The sequence below is a fragment of the Deinococcus phoenicis genome, assembly GCF_000599865.1.
Lineage (GTDB): Bacteria > Deinococcota > Deinococci > Deinococcales > Deinococcaceae > Deinococcus > Deinococcus phoenicis.
The window spans coordinates 71,482-86,773 of record NZ_JHAC01000093.1; the positions used below are offsets into that span (position 1 = coordinate 71,482).

At 70.3% G+C, this 15,292-nt stretch carries 19 protein-coding genes; 18 read left to right on the plus strand and 1 reads right to left on the minus strand.

Annotation, left to right across the window (positions count from 1 at the left end):
* The first annotated feature begins 607 nt into the window (after positions 1 to 607).
* The 6 genes from DEIPH_RS17985 (at position 608) to DEIPH_RS18970 (ending at position 4,898) form a co-directional block, all read left to right on the plus strand.
* Positions 608 to 1,048: an NADAR family protein gene (locus DEIPH_RS17985; protein ID WP_034360921.1), complete on the plus strand. Its 441-nt coding sequence runs from the start codon at positions 608 to 610 to the stop codon at positions 1,046 to 1,048.
* 112 nt (positions 1,049 to 1,160) lie between these two features.
* Complete coding sequence (locus DEIPH_RS17990) at positions 1,161 to 1,811, plus strand: Rad52/Rad22 family DNA repair protein (RefSeq protein WP_051517520.1); 651 nt, start codon at positions 1,161 to 1,163, stop codon at positions 1,809 to 1,811.
* A gap of 111 nt (positions 1,812 to 1,922) precedes the next feature.
* On the plus strand, positions 1,923 to 2,312 hold the full coding sequence (locus DEIPH_RS17995) for a hypothetical protein (protein WP_034360923.1): 390 nt from the start codon (positions 1,923 to 1,925) through the stop codon (positions 2,310 to 2,312).
* Between the two features lie 163 nt (positions 2,313 to 2,475).
* A complete protein-coding gene (gene mazE, locus DEIPH_RS20290) occupies positions 2,476 to 2,706 on the plus strand; it encodes a type II toxin-antitoxin system MazE family antitoxin (RefSeq protein WP_034360925.1) in 231 nt (76 codons plus the stop codon).
* Entirely contained in the window at positions 2,703 to 3,125 is a 423-nt protein-coding gene (locus DEIPH_RS20295; protein ID WP_034360927.1) for a type II toxin-antitoxin system VapC family toxin, read from the plus strand. Before mazE ends, DEIPH_RS20295 begins: the two co-directional genes overlap by 4 nt.
* 198 nt (positions 3,126 to 3,323) lie before the next feature.
* Positions 3,324 to 4,898: an AAA family ATPase gene (locus DEIPH_RS18970; protein ID WP_051517521.1), complete on the plus strand. Its 1,575-nt coding sequence runs from the start codon at positions 3,324 to 3,326 to the stop codon at positions 4,896 to 4,898.
* Positions 4,899 to 4,952: 54 nt separating this feature from the next.
* Here the strand turns inward: DEIPH_RS18970 and DEIPH_RS18015 are convergent, their stop codons facing one another.
* The gene (locus DEIPH_RS18015) at positions 4,953 to 5,372 is read right to left on the minus strand and encodes a hypothetical protein (protein ID WP_034360929.1); all 420 of its coding nucleotides are present in this window, start codon (positions 5,370 to 5,372) and stop codon (positions 4,953 to 4,955) included.
* Positions 5,373 to 5,456: 84 nt separating this feature from the next.
* Here DEIPH_RS18015 and DEIPH_RS18020 point away from each other — a divergent pair, with 84 nt between their 5' ends.
* The 12 genes from DEIPH_RS18020 to DEIPH_RS18075 all read left to right on the plus strand — a co-directional run bounded on the left by DEIPH_RS18020 (position 5,457) and on the right by DEIPH_RS18075 (position 15,196).
* Positions 5,457 to 6,962, plus strand: a complete 1,506-nt coding sequence (locus DEIPH_RS18020) for a vWA domain-containing protein (RefSeq protein WP_034360931.1) — start codon at positions 5,457 to 5,459, stop codon at positions 6,960 to 6,962.
* Between the two features lie 58 nt (positions 6,963 to 7,020).
* Positions 7,021 to 7,473, plus strand: a complete 453-nt coding sequence (locus tag DEIPH_RS18025) for a hypothetical protein (protein ID WP_034360933.1) — start codon at positions 7,021 to 7,023, stop codon at positions 7,471 to 7,473.
* Positions 7,470 to 8,693: a carboxypeptidase-like regulatory domain-containing protein gene (locus DEIPH_RS20300; RefSeq protein ID WP_034360935.1), complete on the plus strand. Its 1,224-nt coding sequence runs from the start codon at positions 7,470 to 7,472 to the stop codon at positions 8,691 to 8,693. Before DEIPH_RS18025 ends, DEIPH_RS20300 begins: the two co-directional genes overlap by 4 nt.
* A 73-nt stretch (positions 8,694 to 8,766) precedes the next feature.
* Positions 8,767 to 8,982: a PRTRC system protein C gene (locus tag DEIPH_RS18035; RefSeq protein WP_034360937.1), complete on the plus strand. Its 216-nt coding sequence runs from the start codon at positions 8,767 to 8,769 to the stop codon at positions 8,980 to 8,982.
* A 61-nt stretch (positions 8,983 to 9,043) separates the two neighbouring features.
* Positions 9,044 to 10,024 carry a hypothetical protein gene (locus DEIPH_RS18040; RefSeq protein WP_034360939.1) on the plus strand — a complete coding sequence of 327 codons (981 nt, stop codon included), beginning with the start codon at positions 9,044 to 9,046 and terminating at the stop codon, positions 10,022 to 10,024.
* Positions 10,024 to 10,983: a hypothetical protein gene (locus tag DEIPH_RS18045; protein ID WP_034360940.1), complete on the plus strand. Its 960-nt coding sequence runs from the start codon at positions 10,024 to 10,026 to the stop codon at positions 10,981 to 10,983. The genes DEIPH_RS18040 and DEIPH_RS18045 overlap by 1 nt, the downstream gene beginning before the upstream one ends.
* 39 nt (positions 10,984 to 11,022) lie before the next feature.
* Positions 11,023 to 12,021, plus strand: coding sequence for a hypothetical protein (locus DEIPH_RS18050; protein WP_034360943.1), 999 nt, complete (start codon positions 11,023 to 11,025; stop codon positions 12,019 to 12,021).
* A complete protein-coding gene (locus DEIPH_RS18055; RefSeq protein ID WP_034360944.1) occupies positions 12,018 to 12,206 on the plus strand; it encodes a hypothetical protein in 189 nt (62 codons plus the stop codon). The genes DEIPH_RS18050 and DEIPH_RS18055 overlap by 4 nt, the downstream gene beginning before the upstream one ends.
* Positions 12,203 to 13,105 carry a hypothetical protein gene (locus DEIPH_RS18060; protein WP_034360946.1) on the plus strand — a complete coding sequence of 301 codons (903 nt, stop codon included), beginning with the start codon at positions 12,203 to 12,205 and terminating at the stop codon, positions 13,103 to 13,105. Before DEIPH_RS18055 ends, DEIPH_RS18060 begins: the two co-directional genes overlap by 4 nt.
* A 67-nt stretch (positions 13,106 to 13,172) precedes the next feature.
* Positions 13,173 to 13,625: a hypothetical protein gene (locus DEIPH_RS18065; RefSeq protein ID WP_034360948.1), complete on the plus strand. Its 453-nt coding sequence runs from the start codon at positions 13,173 to 13,175 to the stop codon at positions 13,623 to 13,625.
* A 96-nt stretch (positions 13,626 to 13,721) separates the two neighbouring features.
* The gene (locus DEIPH_RS18070; RefSeq protein ID WP_051517522.1) at positions 13,722 to 14,423 is read left to right on the plus strand and encodes a PRTRC system protein B; all 702 of its coding nucleotides are present in this window, start codon (positions 13,722 to 13,724) and stop codon (positions 14,421 to 14,423) included.
* Between the two features lie 32 nt (positions 14,424 to 14,455).
* The gene (locus tag DEIPH_RS18075) at positions 14,456 to 15,196 is read left to right on the plus strand and encodes a PRTRC system ThiF family protein (RefSeq protein ID WP_161636098.1); all 741 of its coding nucleotides are present in this window, start codon (positions 14,456 to 14,458) and stop codon (positions 15,194 to 15,196) included.
* Positions 15,197 to 15,292: the final 96 nt, after the last annotated feature.

The window sequence follows — 15,292 nt, forward strand, 5'->3', positions numbered from 1 at the left end:
CGAGGACATCTGGCGAGGACATTGGGGCATTGAAAATCGGAGCCATCACCGCCGCGATACCGTCCTCCACGAAGATCGCTGCCGTTCAAGAAAGGGCGCTCAGGGAAAAGCCATGCTCAATGGCGTGATCCTCACCTTGCTCGCCTCACAGACACGCCACGTCACGGCCCTCGTTCGCCGACTCCGCCTTGACCCTCTCGCCGCCCTCCGCCTCCTCCGCCCTGAACCCGGTTGAGATAAAAGCCTGGTCACCAGGAAGAAAGTTGTTTTCCCTGAGCGTGAAGGGACCGTGTCCACCCCGCTTCCTCCCTCTGGACCCTCCTCGACCAGGCGGCCGCCACCACGCGGTCCACCCGCCTGGCACGCTTTGAACCCACCACCCGTGCCCGCGACAAGTGCGGCGGCACCGGCAGTCGCGGGGATGCCTGGTCCATGATCTGCCGGAGAATCGAAAGACCTTCCGGGTCGTGCCGCTGGAGGAGCCTTGCGCCGCCAGGCAGCAAGCCAGCTTCGGGGGAGCGGCGCTGCCTGTGGCCGCCTCCCCCACCTTGCCCGCCCCGCCTGGGTTTCAGGGGTCCCCCCGGCGGGGCCGGGGGAACGGTCCAGCATGACCGAAATACGAGGGTTCCGTGGTCAGTACGCCTTCCTGAGCAACTTCGAGCCTGCCGTTATCCGGGTGCGTGGGGTGCGGTATCCCACGGTGGAGCACGCCTTCCAGGCCTGCAAGACCGAGAACCTCGCCGAGCGGGCCGTCATCGCCGGCCTGCCGACCCCGGCAGAGGCGCGGCAGGCCGGGCAACAGGTCACCCTGCGCCCGGGCTGGGACGACATGAAGGAAGAGGTGATGCTGGCGATGCTGCGCGTGAAGTTTCGCCAGCCCGACCTGCGCGAGCGCCTACTGGCCACTGGAGACGCCGCGCTGGTGGAAGACAACGCGTGGCGCGACCGTTACTGGGGCGTCTACCGGGGGCAGGGCCTCAATCGGCTGGGGGTGCTGCTGATGCAGGTCCGCGAGGAGATCCTCGCCGTGCAGCTTCAGGCGGCGTAGCCCCCCTTGCCCGGCCGGAAGGGACGCAGGTCCCCCTCTGGCCGGGCCGGGCGTCGCGGGCGCCCGGCGCCCGCCCGGGAGGGGTGACCCCGCGAGGTCAGAAAGGATGCTCATGCCCGACCAGCCCAGTCACTTACCCCTCTCCCCTGCCCTGCCCACTTCCCACCTCTCCCAGGTCCAGCGGCGGCTCCAGGCTCCCTTTCCCAGCCACCTGGTGGGCTGGAAACCGCAGGCCCTCACCAAGGACCGCAGCCGCGCCCTGCTGGTGGCCTACGTGGACGCTCGCGCTGTCCAGGACCGTCTGGATGCCGTGTGCCCGGACGACTGGTCCTTCGAGATCGCGGTCGTGCCCGGCACGCCGACCCCGACCGTCAAGGGCCGCCTGACGGTCCTCGGCGTGACCCGCGAGGACATCGGCGAGGCGGGCGAGGGGGAGGCGGGCACCCGGGGGGCCGCGTCCTCGGACGCGCTGAAGCGCTGCGCGGTGCAGTTCGGCATCGGACGCTACCTGTACGACCTGCCCAAAACCTGGGTGGACTGGAATGACGCGCGGCGTGAGCCTGCCGCCACCCCCGAGTTGCCCGAGTGGGCGCGGCCGGAGTACGAGCGTACCGCCGGTGGGGCCCACCTCGCCCAGGCGATGGAGCAGCTCCGGCATGAGTTGCCCGAGGACCTCGATCTCCAGCGCGAGGTGTACAAGCACCTCAAGGCGGCGCTCGGCAGCATTGACGCGTTCAAACGCAGTCAGGACACCCCCGCCTGAGCGGGTGACCTCGGAAGCGGTGAGGGAGAGGGCCGCTTCCGGGACCAGAACGTGCCAGGAGGTCAGGCGTCGCGCCCGGGGGGCGCAGCGGCCCGCGTGAAAGGAGCTTCCATGACCCAGCCCCCGCAAGTTCCCGCCTACGTCCTCTCCACGCCGCACGGCACCCACCTGGCGCACTGCGCCACCCGCACCCTCGCCGAGCAGGCCTCCCAGGTTCTGGCCACCCACTCCGGTGCCGACTGCTGCTTCGTGCAGCCTGCCACCGGCGAGGAACGCGATGCTCAGGGCTGCATCCTCGAACTGCTGACCCAGGACGAGGACACCGAGCTGGTGCTGGCGGTGCAGGCCACCCTCGATCCATTCGGCGGCGTGATCACCCGGCAGGTGATGACCCTCCGGGGCCTGGTGTGGCAGGGGGCGCGTCAGGTGCACGGCCAGCCCGTGGCCTGCACTCTTACCTTCGCTGAGGCGCTGGCTCTGCTGGCTCCCCACCTCCTCTGATGGGGCGGCGAGACTGAGCGGGGATGCTCCGTCCCCTTGAGTCTCTGATATACGTCGTCTCCAGCGGCCGCAATCACCCCTCCCTCTGTCCTGCCAGGCGATCCTGTCCTGCGGCACGCCTGTGACGGTTTCCCAGCCCTACACTTCGTTCAGGAGGCCTCACATGACCACCATCAAAGGCGTCGTCAAAGGCGGCCAGCTCGTGTTCCCCGAGGAAGTCACCGCGCAACTCGGTCTCAAGGAGGGCGATACGGTCGAGGTCCAGGGCGAACTGCTCCGTCCGGCTGCGCCCGTCAGTCCGTTCCTGGCCTGGGTCGGGCGATCCCCGCCCTTCGAGGCCGGGCAGGACAGCGTGACGTTTTATCGCCAGCAGCGCGACGGTGCGGAGGAGTGACCCGCACGGCCATCGACACGAACGTCCTGAGTGCCATCCTGAAAGCCGAACCGAATTCCCTGCCATTGATCGACCTGCTGGAGCGGGCACGCGGAAGCGGTCCGCTCCTGATCAGTCCGGTGGTGTACAGCGAGCTACTCGGCACGCCCCCCCCCACCCCAGAGTTCGTCGGGGAGTTCCTGCACGACACGGGGATCACGCTGGAGGAGGCGTTCCCGCTGGCGGTGTGGGAGGCGGCAGGCGTGGCCTTCCAGGCGTATGCAGTACGGAGGAAGGCGAGTGGCGGAGGTGCCCCACTGCGCATCCTGGCAGACTTTCTGATTGGCGCGCATGCTCAGGTGAAAGCGGACCGGCTGGCCACGCTGGACCCGCAGCATTACGGCCTGGCGTTTCCGGCGTTGACCCTCCTCACGCTGTGAGGGTCGGCCTGGCACCGATCTGAGTTCCACCGCTGACGAGCAAGGCCCGCACCGGGAATCAGCAGGGTGGGCTGCGCGACGTGCGACCTGCGGGCCGTGCCTTGGAGGCACCCGCACCACCTTCGTGAGCTGACCAGAACCGACGTGCCGGGCAGAAGTCGCCCCCTCGCGGGGGCAGCGGGGAGGCGGAGGTGCCCCGTGTCCCAGAACTTCTGGTCGGCCGTCAGCGCTATCGCGTTCACCCACACCAAGAGCCAGTTGGTGTGGCCCAGCCTGGCCTATAACCAGGCCATCCCGCCCAGCGCGCACTCACAGCATAAGGACACCACGGCGCAGAGCGTCGTCGGCTTCGGTGTGCTCACCGCCATCTGCGGGGTCCTGACCGGCGACGTCCAGGCCACGCCGGGCCATGGGCAGGACGTGCTGATCTGCTACCCCACCACCGCAGGCGGCCAGAGTGGGAACCGCTGGCTGGGCGCCACGGTGCATGGCACCCACATCACCTTCGAGGGGGGCATCGGCCGCACCGGCCCGTTCGCCCTGACGGTCGTGCTGGCGGTCCTGAAATGCCACCCCGCCCTGGTGGAAGTCGAGGCGCGCTGGTGGCTCCTGGTGGGCGAACTCTCCCGCCTACGCGGCCCGCGTACGTCCGCTCAAGCGGTCTTCACCAAGGCCGACCTGCGCCAGGCGAGCAACGACCCTGACGCCACGCTCGCCATGATGGCCCTGATCGACAGCCTCTACTACAGCATGAAGGCCCTGTTCCTGGCAGGCGAGATGGACCACCTGGACGCCGAGCCCACCCAGGCCACCCTGTTCCTGCCCCCCGAGGAGTTCACCATCCTCAAGGGCAGCCTGCCCACCACCGCGCCGCAGCCGAGTGCCGGGAACACGCCGCTGGACGAACTGCTGCGGGTCTCGCGCCGAGGCGGGCGGGTGCTGATCACCGGCCCCACCGGGGTGATGAAGACCGAGACGGCCAAGGCCGCCGCCGTGCGGCTGGGACGCCCGCTGTTCGTGGTCAAGGGTAGCCCGAACATGGACGACCAGGACTTCCTCGGCGGCTACCAGATGGTGGGGGGCAAGCCCGAGTGGGTGGACGGCCCCTTCACCCAGGCCTTCCTGCGCGCCCAGGAAGGGCCGGTGGTGTTGCTGTTCGACGAACTGCTGCGCTCGGACCCGATCAACCTCTCCAGCGCCGTGGGCCTCCTCGACCATGTCAGCGCCGAGGAGGCGGGACTGATGGGCGTGCCGCACCTGCAAGGGGGGCGCTACTACCTGTTGCGCCTGAAAAACGGCGAGCTGGTCTGGGCGCCGGTGAAGAACGTCCTCCTCATCGCCACGACCAACCTCGGCGACGGGTACATCCAGGCCGGGCAGAGCATCGATACCGCGCTGCTGGGGCGCTTCAACCTCCACCTCGACATGGAGTACGGTGACCCGGCCGTCACCGTGGCGCTGTACGAGCGGCTCTCCGGCGATCCCCAGCTCGCGGCCCACCTGTACAGCATCGAGGTGGACACCCGCGCCAACCACGTCAGCCGCTCGGGGCTGCTGGAGCGCGAGGCCAATCCCCGGGTCGTGATCAGTTGGCTGGAGGCGATCCTGGCCCTGGTGGAGGACGGGTGGGAGCGGCACGAGGCGTTCCGGCGGGCGGCCGAGACGACCCTGATCCCCTTCTGCGTGCCCCGGAATGACTTCGGGCGGCTGGAGCCCGCCGCGCTGGAGGACCTGCGGCGCGTGCTGAACGAGCAGGCGCTGAAGCTGGTGTAGCAGAAGCTGGCCGCCGGAGTACTGAAGGGTGCTCCGGCGGCCAGCGGTTCCTCTTCAGGTGCTTTCCAGCTCCGGCGCCTCCCAGATCGCCCTGGGTTCCAGCAGCGCGAGCAGCGTCAGCAGACCGACCAGCCCCACCAGGCGCGCGGCCATCGCCATGAACAGCGGGACGCCGAAGCCCAGCACGTCCAGCGCCACCGCCCCGCCCCCCGCCAGGGCGGCCAGCATCGCCGGTGACCCGTGGGGCGAGGGGCGCAGATCGCGCCCGCCGCTGCGCCACACGAAGACCAGCGCCAGCACCTCCAGCAGCAGGGTGACGACTGCCATGAACAGCGGCACGCCGGTCGCGGCCCGGAAGTTGGAGAGCAGGGCCACCAGGTCGCCTCCCGAAAGAGCGACCAACCCCGCCATTCCCAGGATGCCCAGCGCACGGTAGCCCACATCGCCCCACGTCTCGCCTGCGAACTTCTGCATATCCCAACGGTAGGAGGCCGCTGGTTCTGCCCGCCAGGGGTCGCGCCCCGGGGCGGCGCCGGGGAGGGGCAGAAAGGAGCTTTGATGATCGTACCGAGCGGACCCTCCACCCTCCCCTGGCCGCAACAACCGTCCTGGCGAACGTTCGCGGGGCAACTGTTCCGCTTCTACAGCCGCAAGAGCAACTTCACGGTGCTGCTCACGCGGCGCGGCGGCACGGCGGCCGTCGACCCGGAGTCGAAGGTGGTGTACCTCGACCCGGACCTGCTGCCCGTCACCGATCCCGACGTGCTCCGGCACGCACCGGGGGACGAGCACGGCAGGCGGGCGCTGCTGCTCCGGGCCATCCTGGCCCACGAGGCCGGGCACGTCCAGTTCAGCGGCGACAAGCCGCCCGCGCTGCTTGGACAGCTCTGGAACGCGCTGGAGGACGAGCGCATGGAGCACCTGATGGCCGCCCGCTACCCGGAGCTGGCGCCCGCCTTCGACTTCCTGGGCGACACCCTCGCCGAGAAGGTCAGCCCGAAGTGGCGGTTCGACTCGCTGGAGGGCTGCCTGGCGATGCGCTTCGAGCACGACCGCGCCGCCCCCAAGTGGGCCCCCGCCCGTCCAGACGAGTGGGCCGACGTCTGGCCGCTCGTGCAGGCCGCCTGGACCGCGCCGGACAGCGACCGGGTGACCTGGATCGCGAGCTGCATCCTGGGCCTCCTGGGGCTGGATCAGGAAGACGAGCGCGACCCGTTCGACGGCCTGGTCGGCGCGGGCGACCCGGACAGGCAGCAGCCGGGCGACGATGGGGACGGCGGCCCGGAGGGCGGCCGGTCTCCGGGAGGCCAGGGCAGCGGAGACCCCGGGGACCGGCCACCCCCCGATCCGGCCCCCGACCCGACCGACATCCTCACCGTGGGCGACGTGGAGGGTCCCGCGCGGCTGGTGGCGTCGGTGCTGCGCGAGCGAGCCCGGCCGGGACGGACCCGCCCGCACGAGACCCGCGGGAACCTGGACCTCACGCGCTACATCGAGGGCCGCTCCAGGCTGTTCCGGCAACGCCAGGAGCCCACGCGGCCCAGCGAACTGCACGTCACCTGGATCGTCGACCGCAGCGGCAGCATGAACGAGGAGGGCCGCATGGGCTGCGCGGTCCGGGCGCTGCACATGGGCATCCGCGCCGCGCAGATCGCGGACGTGCCGGTGCGGGTGATCGCCTTCGACGACGTGGTGGAGGAGCCCGTGCCGTTCGGGCTGTCCCCCGCGGCCGCGACCTCGGCCCTGCGCACGATCTTCCCGCGCGGGTACACCGAACTCGCGCCCGCGATGCGCCGGGCGCTGGAGAGTCCACGCCGGGCGGGCGAGCAGCACCTGCACATCGTGATCTGCGACGGCGGTCTGGACGCCGAGGACATGGCGGCCTGCGGACGGCTGATCGGTGACCACCGCGACGTGCGGGTCCTGCCCGTGCTGATCGGCGAGGCCGCGAACGGCAGCGTCGCGCAGGCCTGGCAGGTGAGCTTCGGCACACTCCTGCTGGCCCACGACCACACCCAGCTCGCGGGCGTCATCCGCGCGCGGCTGCGCGCCTTTCGTCACTAAGCGGGGCCCTGCCCACCTCCATGCCGGGGTGGGCGCCCACTCTCCCTGGAGGTTCGCCATGTTCCCTTCGGTGCTCGCCCAACCCTCCCTCGACGAAGACGTGCTGTGCCGTCTGGCCCACGTCAACCACCGCCTCGAGCAGTATTACGGCCTGCGGCTGCGCGGCGGGGAATACCTCCGCCTGTGCCGCCTGATCGAAACCCGCCGTATCCCCTTCCGGGTGCTGCGGAAGGACGGACAGAACCGCCAGGTGGTGCAGGTGGTCTGGAAGGGCCAGGCGCTGCTGCTGGTCTACTCGCCGGTCCGGCAGCTCCTGCACACCGCCCTGCATCCCGAGCGCGGCCTGGCTCCCCGGGGAGGGCAGCGTGTTCCCCGGCCCCGGCGGGTCACCCGGCGTCACGCCTACGCGCAACGGGGGCGGGGCGGTCTCCTCAAGCACCCGGAGTGCGAGGACGCCTCCTTGCAGGTGTCGCGCCTGGGGGGCGCTCGGGGCAGGTGGAGGTCGAAATGAGCAACGGGATGAACGTCGGAAAGAGCAGTTTCGGAAGCTTCTTCAAGAACTGGGGGTCCGACCCGGCGCCGACCCCTGGTCCCCAGGCGGCACCGACAGCGGCGGTCCAGCCCGACCCCGTGCCGTCGCCGGTGCAGGAACCGCCGGTGGCCCCCACCACACCAGTGCCGGACGCGCCCGCGCTGCTGGCTCCCCCCGCGGCCGTGCCCCCGCCGCCCGCACCCGCCGCGCCTCCCCCGGCCGCACCGGAGGCCGTGGCGGAACCCCTGCCCCCTGCCCCCGAACCTCAGTCCCCCGCGCCGGAGCAGCGCGCGCCTGCGGACGAGGCAGACGACCCGGAGGGCACCGACGAGGAAGAAGAGGAAGGGGTTGAGGAGGAGTCCGGTGAGACCGCTCCCACCGAGGTGGAGGAAGCGGCCAGCGTGCCGGAGGCCAGGGACGCCCCCGAGTTGCCTACCCCGACCGGAGAGGTCTTCGGATACCTGGCGAGCCTGATGAGCCCGGGCAGCGCCCTGGCCTTCACGCTGAGCCTCGGTGAGGACGGCCGCCTCACCGCCCAGGTGAAGCCGCTGAACCTGCCCGCGCTTCCGGAACTGACCCTCACCGGCACGGTGAAGGAGTTCGACAGCGCCGAGCTGCTGTACGCGCTGCGCGAGTACCGCCCGGCCGTGCAGGGCGGCCTGCGGGACCAGGCGCGCAGCCAGGCCAGGGCCGTGCAGACGAAGGCCACCGCTCCGACCAAGCCTGCCTCGCCGAGTCCCGCACTGGCGGCGGCCAGCGACCGCAACAAGGGCAAGTTGAGGATCGCGGTGGATGTCCCCGGCACCACCTTGAAGGCGACCCTGGGCGGCCACGGCATCAGCGTGCAGGTGGGGGAAAACGACCTGACCCCGGGCCGGTACACCGTCGAGGCCAGCGCCGAGGGCTACAAGGCGGCCAAGCAGACGGTGAAGGTCGAACGCGGGAAGACCGCCGACCTCGCCTTCACGCTGGGCGGCACACTGACGGTGCATGCCCCGGGCGGGGCGGCTGTCACGGTGCTCGACGCCGCAGGAAACCCGGTGAACTCGGCCGGGCCACTGCCGGAGGGCATGTACAAGGTCCTGGTCGAGGCCGAGCACAAGAAGCCCTTCACTTGGCACGGCACGGTGAAGGCGGGTCCGCCCACCCAGGTCACGGCCACGCTGGACGACGCGCCCCCGACGCTCTTCGGGTCTTGACAGGGGTCGGAGGGGGCCGGAAGCGCCCCCTCCACCGTCAGAACGGGAAGTCACCTTCCCTGGAGGAACACCTATGGAAGCAAACGTCGTGGTCCGCAAGTTCGTTTACGCCGATCTCAACGGGGGGCAGCCGATGAACGACCCCAACCCCTCGGGCACGCCGGACGACGTGCGCAAGCTGCTGGCCGTCAATACCCCGTCCCTGACGAACGCCAGCATCGAGGGCCCGGAGGTGGAGGGGAACGTCCACAAGTACACCTTCCGCCGCGCGGTCGGCACGAAGGGCTGAACCCGGCCTGCCACCCGGTGCCGCCGCCTCCCCGGGGGCGGCACCCTTCACGCACCGCGGGGTGACCATGTTGCTCCACGCCGCGCCCGCGACCCTGCTCGCCTCCCTCTCCCCCGCCGTTACCCACCTGAACCTGCGCCCGCTCGCCCTAGCGATGGCCGAACGGGACTTCACCGGCACGCCGGGCACCGTGCTGGACTACGTGCTCAGTGCCCTGCCCGGCGAGCTGCGCTCCCTGCCCCACCACCTGGAGGCGGTGGTCGATACCTCCCGCGACTTAGGCGAGGAGGTGCTGCGGGTGCAGTTCCACTACGTCCCTGTACAGACCTTCACCGCGATGCACCTGGGGGGCGCACGACGCGCGCTGGGGAAACTTCACCGCCTGCTGCTGCCCGAACTGCTGAGCCGCGCGGCCCACGCCAGCCGTCAGGTCCTGCCGCTGTTCACGCCCGTCGAGGCACTGGGCTTCTACGCCGAGCACCATCTCCACGGGGCAGAGAGCGACGAGGACTACGCGGACCTGATTACCGACCTCGGCATGTGGGACGCCGAGCCGCACCTTCCCGTGGAAGCGGCGCTGGACCTCGCGCGGCGGGCGGGTGTCCGCCTGCCCAGCCAGGTGGAACGCCGCGTGCCCGGCTTCAAGCTGTGGCGTCCGGAATCGGTGCTGCCCGGGCTGACCCTGCCCCCCAGGGTGCAGGCAGTCGTGGCGGACTTGGAGGCGCTCGAACGGCAGGCAGAGGCCCTGCCCGAGTATTCCAACGCGGAGTGCTGTGTCTCCCCCGAGGGGCTGTGGCCGTACTACCGCGAGAGCCTGCTGGTGGACCCCTTCCCAACCCGCGACCAGCAGCGACTGAGCTTCACCCGCGAGATGCACGGGGAACTCCAGTACCACGGCGGCGAAGAGTACCCACTGCGCACCTTCGTGCTTCAGGGCGAGCCCGACTTGGAGCGCCTTGACGCCTACCTCACGCAGGTCCCGGCCCTGCAAGAGGGCGTCCGAACCTGGCTGAAGTCCCTCCATGCCCTGGGAGGGAAGTGATGCAGATTCACGCCGCCCCGGCCCGGTTGCGCAGCGGCGGTCACGAACCGTCCCTGGTGGAGTTCGGCCAGCTCTGCCTGGAAGCCGACTTCCGACCTGGACGTGACCCGCGACCGGATGAGACGCCGCGGGCCTATATCGAGGACGCCCTGCTGGGTCCCCTGCGTTGCCTCAGGCTGCCCGGGCACTTTGGCGTCTACGCCGATCAGGAGGATCTGATCGCGTTCGTCAACCTGGACGACGTGCAGGAGACCGTCTCCCTGGCTGGGGCGGCGCGGGCTTGGGGGCACACCTTCGTGGCTGGGCTGTTGCCTCACCTGCACGCCGTGGCGCGGCCCGTCATGCCGGTGATCTCTCCCTTCGATGCCGGGGACCACCTGTTGGGCATGTACGGCAACTTCACCGTGCCGGGTGAACACGAGGAGATCGTCAGGGGTCTGGCCGAGTGGTACGGTGCCCTAGGCGAGAACCTGGACGCCCTCCAGACGGCGCTGGAAGCTCAGGGCCGCCCGACCCCCCGCGTCTTGATGCGGGAACTCGGCCCCTTCCTCTCTCTCCCTGCGACCCTGGAGCAGCTCGCGAGCCAGGCCGCAGCACTCCCCGGACGGGCGCTGGCCGTGGTGCGGCGGCTCCAGCAGGCCGAGGACATCGCAGCGAGGCTTTACCCCATGTCCCCCGGCGACTGGCCGGACTCCATGACCGCGCCTTATAGCCTGGACGGCGAAGACCCCGTGGCCGTGCTGCTCACGACGACGCCATCGGGCAGCCAGGACGTGGGCTGGGTTGAGCACGCCCTTCATAGCCTTCAAGGGCAGATGAATGAGGCGGGCGTCCGCCCCCTGCACGCCTGGGACCTGCACCGGCCCGAGCACCGCCTCGCCGCCGCCGCTTACCTGCGCCACGGCTCGGAACTGACGCGGCACCTGCGGGCGATCCTGGCCGACCTTCGCGGCGCGTGACCGGGAGTCGCCCGCCTTGCGGCGAGCTGGAGGAAGACCATGCAGCTTCATGGAGCCCGGTACCACCTGTACCAGCCGCCAGGCTCGCCGCCGCCCGCCGGATACGATCACCTGATCCGGGCAGGCGTACCCCTGGCCTCCCCTCCCCTGCCGGACGACCACCCCAGCGTCTGGGCACTTCGCGAGGTGCTGACGCCGCTCCTCGCACCGCTCGACGAACTGGACTGTGCGTGCCGGGTGTACGAGATCACTCGGCGCACGCGCTCCCTGGCCGTGGGGTTCGTGCGCCACACCCAGGGCATGAACATCCCTCACATCGATCATCTGCCTGCGCTGTACGAGGGACTGCCGGAGGGAATGCTCGGCAGCGTGCTGTACCACCTGTGCGAGGGGGCGGCGGGGGTCTACCCGGTCTTCACCCCGCAGTTCGCGCTGGAGTACACCTTCCCCGAGATCGACGCGACCACCGCCTCGGGACGCGAGAAGGGACTGTGGCAACTGGCCGAGGAGTACGGCATCGAGGCCGACGACCTATCCACCCTGGAGGCGGCCCTGGCCGAGGAGGGCACGACCACGCCGACCGTCATGGCCGAGGCGCTGGCGCCCTACCTGACCGACGCCCCACTGAGTCTGGAAAGCCTCACGCGGCTGGCCGCCGGGCACCCCCACCTGCGCCGGGTGGTTCGCGCCCTGACGGCCCTGCACGAGGCCTCGCGGCAGGTGCCGACGCCCGAATGGGACGACTGGAAGGCCGGGGAGGACGGCCCCTTCTACAGCGCCACGGTGAGCGGGTTCGCCGCCGCGCTGTTCGTCTCCGCGCCGGGGCGGTCCGGGGAGCGCCACGTGCCCTGCCAGGTCGAACACGCCCTGGACGATCTGGGTGACCGGGGCATGAACACGGAGTTCGCACCGCACTGGGCGGTGTATCTGGGTGACCCCGCCGCCGCGCGGCGGCTGCTGGACTACGCGGCCGTCGCGCCGCGCGTGCAACGCGCCGCGCAGGCGGTCCTCAGAGAACTTGCACGGAGGTCTTCATGAACAAACAGGAACTGGTCCAGTGGCTGCGCACCGCCCCCCAGGACCCCAGGGACGCCGGGGCCAAGATTCTGGAGGGGGAACGCCCACCCGAGCACCTCACGCTCGCCCAGGCCGTCGCCAACCTGAAGCACGCTGGCCCGGCGCTGCACACCCCACACCCCGACGAAGCGGAACTCCTGCCATGAACATCCACGGGGCGAGGTCCCACCTCCGCAGCGGCACCGTGACGCAGCACGCGGGCGTGTTCGAGCACCTCGCGCGCCACCGGCTGCTGCCTGGGCGGCCCGAGCCGGGCGAGACGCTGCCAGTGTTTGCCGGACGTGCCTTGAAAAGCGGCCTGCGGGCCCGGTTTCCAGAGACGGCCGCTCCCACGCTCCGCCTGGAGGTCGCGGGCCACCCCCTCCGCCACCACCCGGCCACGCTGGAGGTGAGCTATGAGCCGGTGACCCAGTACCGCGGCCTCTCGGCAGAGTTCCTGGACGCCACCGACCCGCTGTGGCTGCAAACGGTCATGGCCTACCTCAGCACCGCCAGCTCGCAGGGCCTGTCCGTCTGGACCCCTTACGACGCCTGGCACCACTATACCCGGGGGTGGGGCGACTTCGAGAGCTTCCGGCGCCAGTGCGCGATAGACCAGCAGGTGCTGGAGCAGGACCTGACCGACCGGGACGTGCAGGCCTGGGCCGAGATGCACGACATGCTCGATCCCTGGACGGTGGCGCGGCAGCTTCGCCTCGACCCGGGAAGCAAGTTGCTCTCCCTCCCTGCCCTGGAGCGCCAGGCCGCCACGCCGCTGCACCGCCGCATCGCCGAGCAGCTCGTGGCGCTGGTGCGCCTCGACCGGCGCATTCCGGCCCACATGTCGCCGCAGCGGCCCTGCCCCCACGTGCTCGCCTTTTACGACGGGGATGACGGCCTGTGCCTGGAGTTCGCCGCCGAGTTTCTGGAAACCGTTGACCTCGGCCCGGCCTTGCGGGTGAACGTGGACCAGGGGGGGCTGGGGGTCTTCAACACCTACGCCAGACACGCCCGGACGCTGTTCCGCCACACCGAGGCGCTGCTCGACCTGCTTCAGGAACTCTGACGCCGGGCTCCACTCCCGGCGGCACCTCACCACCTACCAGGACGGCTTTGAGGTCCGCACCCTCCAGATGGACCACCAGCCTGGCGCGGACGGCCGTGTCGTCTGGCGTATCACCGAGGAGGAGGGAGCGGTCCTCACCTCCGGCTCCATCGAGGCGCCCGCCGACGGAGACCTCCCGCTCGAACGCCAGGGCGACCAGGTGCGCGCGGGGATGCTTCCGGTGCAGGTCTGGCAGCCGAGAACCAAGGAGTTCCAGCTCCAGGCCCTCACGCCCTGGCGGGCCGGGTTTCCACCCTTCCCGGAGGCGTACCGACTGGTCGCCACCCTTGACGTGCCGGAGCCCGAGGCGGTCTTCGTGATCTGCCAACACTTTACCCAGGAAGGCTGGTTGCACGACCCGCAGGTGCGTGCCCGGGCACACAGCGCGCACTCCATGTGCGTCGGGGACGTGGTGGTCACGCCGGACGGCCAGGCCTGGCGCGCCCTGGGCTGCGGTTGGGAGGAACTGCTCAAGACGTAACGGGGATGTGCAGTGGCAGGGAGTCTCACGTTTACCCCCTGCCACGGTCGTCGCGCCCCGGCCGGGGCGCCGGAATGAATTGTCAAGGAGGTTCCTATGCACGTGGACATCCAGATCGACGCTGGACGCGATTATCAACCTCACGCCGCCATCCTGGTCTACCGCGACGGGCAGTCCGGTCAGACCATCGCCGAATTCCACCCCGCCTACCGCCAGGGCCAGGAGTTCCACGTCGCGGAGGCGCACCCGCTGACCGCCGGCGACGTGAAGGAGCTGCTCGACAGCCTGGGTGCCACCGCGCTCCAGTTCGTGCCCCAGCATGCCGTGGCGGTCAGCGCCCTCGCCGTCGCCTGGTGGACCCCGGCGCAGAACCGGGCCATGTTCTTCCTCAGCCACACGGACCAGGCGGTAAACGAGCTGAGCGGGCGGGTCTTCCCGCAACCCCCGCTGCTGTTCATCGCCCGGCGTGGCAGCCTGACCGTGTATGCCCTCGCCGAGAACGCCCGCCCGGGTCCCGACACGCCGCTGATGTGCGCGCCCTACTTCAACATCTTCCAGGGGCACGGCGTGTGCCGGGGCACCACGCCGTACCCCGAGCAGGTAGACGCTGGCCGCACAGACGAGTGGGAGCGCGCCTTTTTCGGGTCTAACTTCACGCACAACGCGGCAGGCACCCGCAAGATCACCGCTTTCGGTGGCAGCCACGCCGAGCTGTGGCTCGCCGCCGAGCGTGCGGGCACCTTCGATCCGGCCTGGCTCGTGCCCGCAGGCCGCACCCTCGGTGAGGCCCTGCAATGATCCGCCGGTACCTGCGTCCTCTGAAACGCCCCATGACCGTCGCCGTGGTCGGCTGCGGCGGCACCGGCAGTCACATCCTCAGCGGCCTGACCCACCTGCACCACGCCGTCCAGGCGCTGGGCGGCCAGGGGCTCATGGTCGTCGCCTACGACCCGGACACCGTGGAGGCGCACAACGTCGTGCGCCAGCGCTTCTATCCGGGCGACGTGGGACAGCACAAGTGTGAGGTGCTGATCAGCCGCATCAACCGCGCCCACGGCCTGCACTGGCGCGCGGTACCCAGGACCTTCGCCGAGGGACCGGGCATTCCCAACTTCGACCTGGTGATCGGGTGCGTGGACTCGCGCTGGGGCCGCGCCGAGATCCGCCGCATGATCACCAGTGGTCCCTGCGCCCGCACGCGCTTCTGGCTGGACATCGGCAACGCCCGCTTCCCGGACGGACGTTTCGGCGGGCAGGTGGTCCTGGGCGAACCCAGCAACCTGCGCAACTGGCGCTCCCGGCGGACCGGGCGGCTGCCCATCGCCAGCGAGCTGTACCCCGAGCTGACCAACACCCGCCTCGCGGAGGACGAGCAGCCTTCGTGCAGCGCCCTGGAGAGCTTGAAGCGCCAGGACCTCTTCTTGAACGCCCTGCTCGCGCAGCACGCGCTGAACATCCTGTGGCGGGTGATCCTGGATTGCAAGCTGGACGTGATAGGCGTGTTCCTGGACGCCAGCTCACACATCGTCAATCCCGTGTACGCCGAGTACCTGGCACAGGCGGGCGATTGAACTTCAGGGGGTGGAGGGGGAGCGACCCTCTCCACCCGACCGGGCGGGAGAGAAGCAGCGCACCGCCCGTCAAGCAAATATCGCCGCATGAATTCG

Bases quoted from the DNA above. Each gene is read 5' to 3' on its own strand.
- DEIPH_RS18020 (WP_034360931.1), top strand. From the start codon at position 5,457: ATGATCGTACCGAGCGGACCCTCCACCCTCCCCTGGCCGCAACAACCG.
- DEIPH_RS17985 (WP_034360921.1), top strand. From the start codon at position 608: ATGACCGAAATACGAGGGTTCCGTGGTCAGTACGCCTTCCTGAGCAAC.
- DEIPH_RS18060 (WP_034360946.1), top strand. From the start codon at position 12,203: ATGAACATCCACGGGGCGAGGTCCCACCTCCGCAGCGGCACCGTGACG.
- DEIPH_RS17995 (WP_034360923.1), top strand. From the start codon at position 1,923: ATGACCCAGCCCCCGCAAGTTCCCGCCTACGTCCTCTCCACGCCGCAC.
- DEIPH_RS18055 (WP_034360944.1), top strand. From the start codon at position 12,018: ATGAACAAACAGGAACTGGTCCAGTGGCTGCGCACCGCCCCCCAGGAC.
- DEIPH_RS18045 (WP_034360940.1), top strand. From the start codon at position 10,024: ATGCAGATTCACGCCGCCCCGGCCCGGTTGCGCAGCGGCGGTCACGAA.
- DEIPH_RS18035 (WP_034360937.1), top strand. From the start codon at position 8,767: ATGGAAGCAAACGTCGTGGTCCGCAAGTTCGTTTACGCCGATCTCAAC.
- DEIPH_RS18075 (WP_161636098.1), top strand. From the start codon at position 14,456: ATGACCGTCGCCGTGGTCGGCTGCGGCGGCACCGGCAGTCACATCCTC.
- DEIPH_RS18065 (WP_034360948.1), top strand. From the start codon at position 13,173: ATGGACCACCAGCCTGGCGCGGACGGCCGTGTCGTCTGGCGTATCACC.
- DEIPH_RS20300 (WP_034360935.1), top strand. From the start codon at position 7,470: ATGAGCAACGGGATGAACGTCGGAAAGAGCAGTTTCGGAAGCTTCTTC.
- DEIPH_RS18050 (WP_034360943.1), top strand. From the start codon at position 11,023: ATGCAGCTTCATGGAGCCCGGTACCACCTGTACCAGCCGCCAGGCTCG.
- mazE (WP_034360925.1), top strand. From the start codon at position 2,476: ATGACCACCATCAAAGGCGTCGTCAAAGGCGGCCAGCTCGTGTTCCCC.
- DEIPH_RS18015 (WP_034360929.1), bottom strand. From the start codon at position 5,372: ATGCAGAAGTTCGCAGGCGAGACGTGGGGCGATGTGGGCTACCGTGCG.
- DEIPH_RS18025 (WP_034360933.1), top strand. From the start codon at position 7,021: ATGTTCCCTTCGGTGCTCGCCCAACCCTCCCTCGACGAAGACGTGCTG.
- DEIPH_RS17990 (WP_051517520.1), top strand. From the start codon at position 1,161: ATGCCCGACCAGCCCAGTCACTTACCCCTCTCCCCTGCCCTGCCCACT.
- DEIPH_RS18070 (WP_051517522.1), top strand. From the start codon at position 13,722: ATGCACGTGGACATCCAGATCGACGCTGGACGCGATTATCAACCTCAC.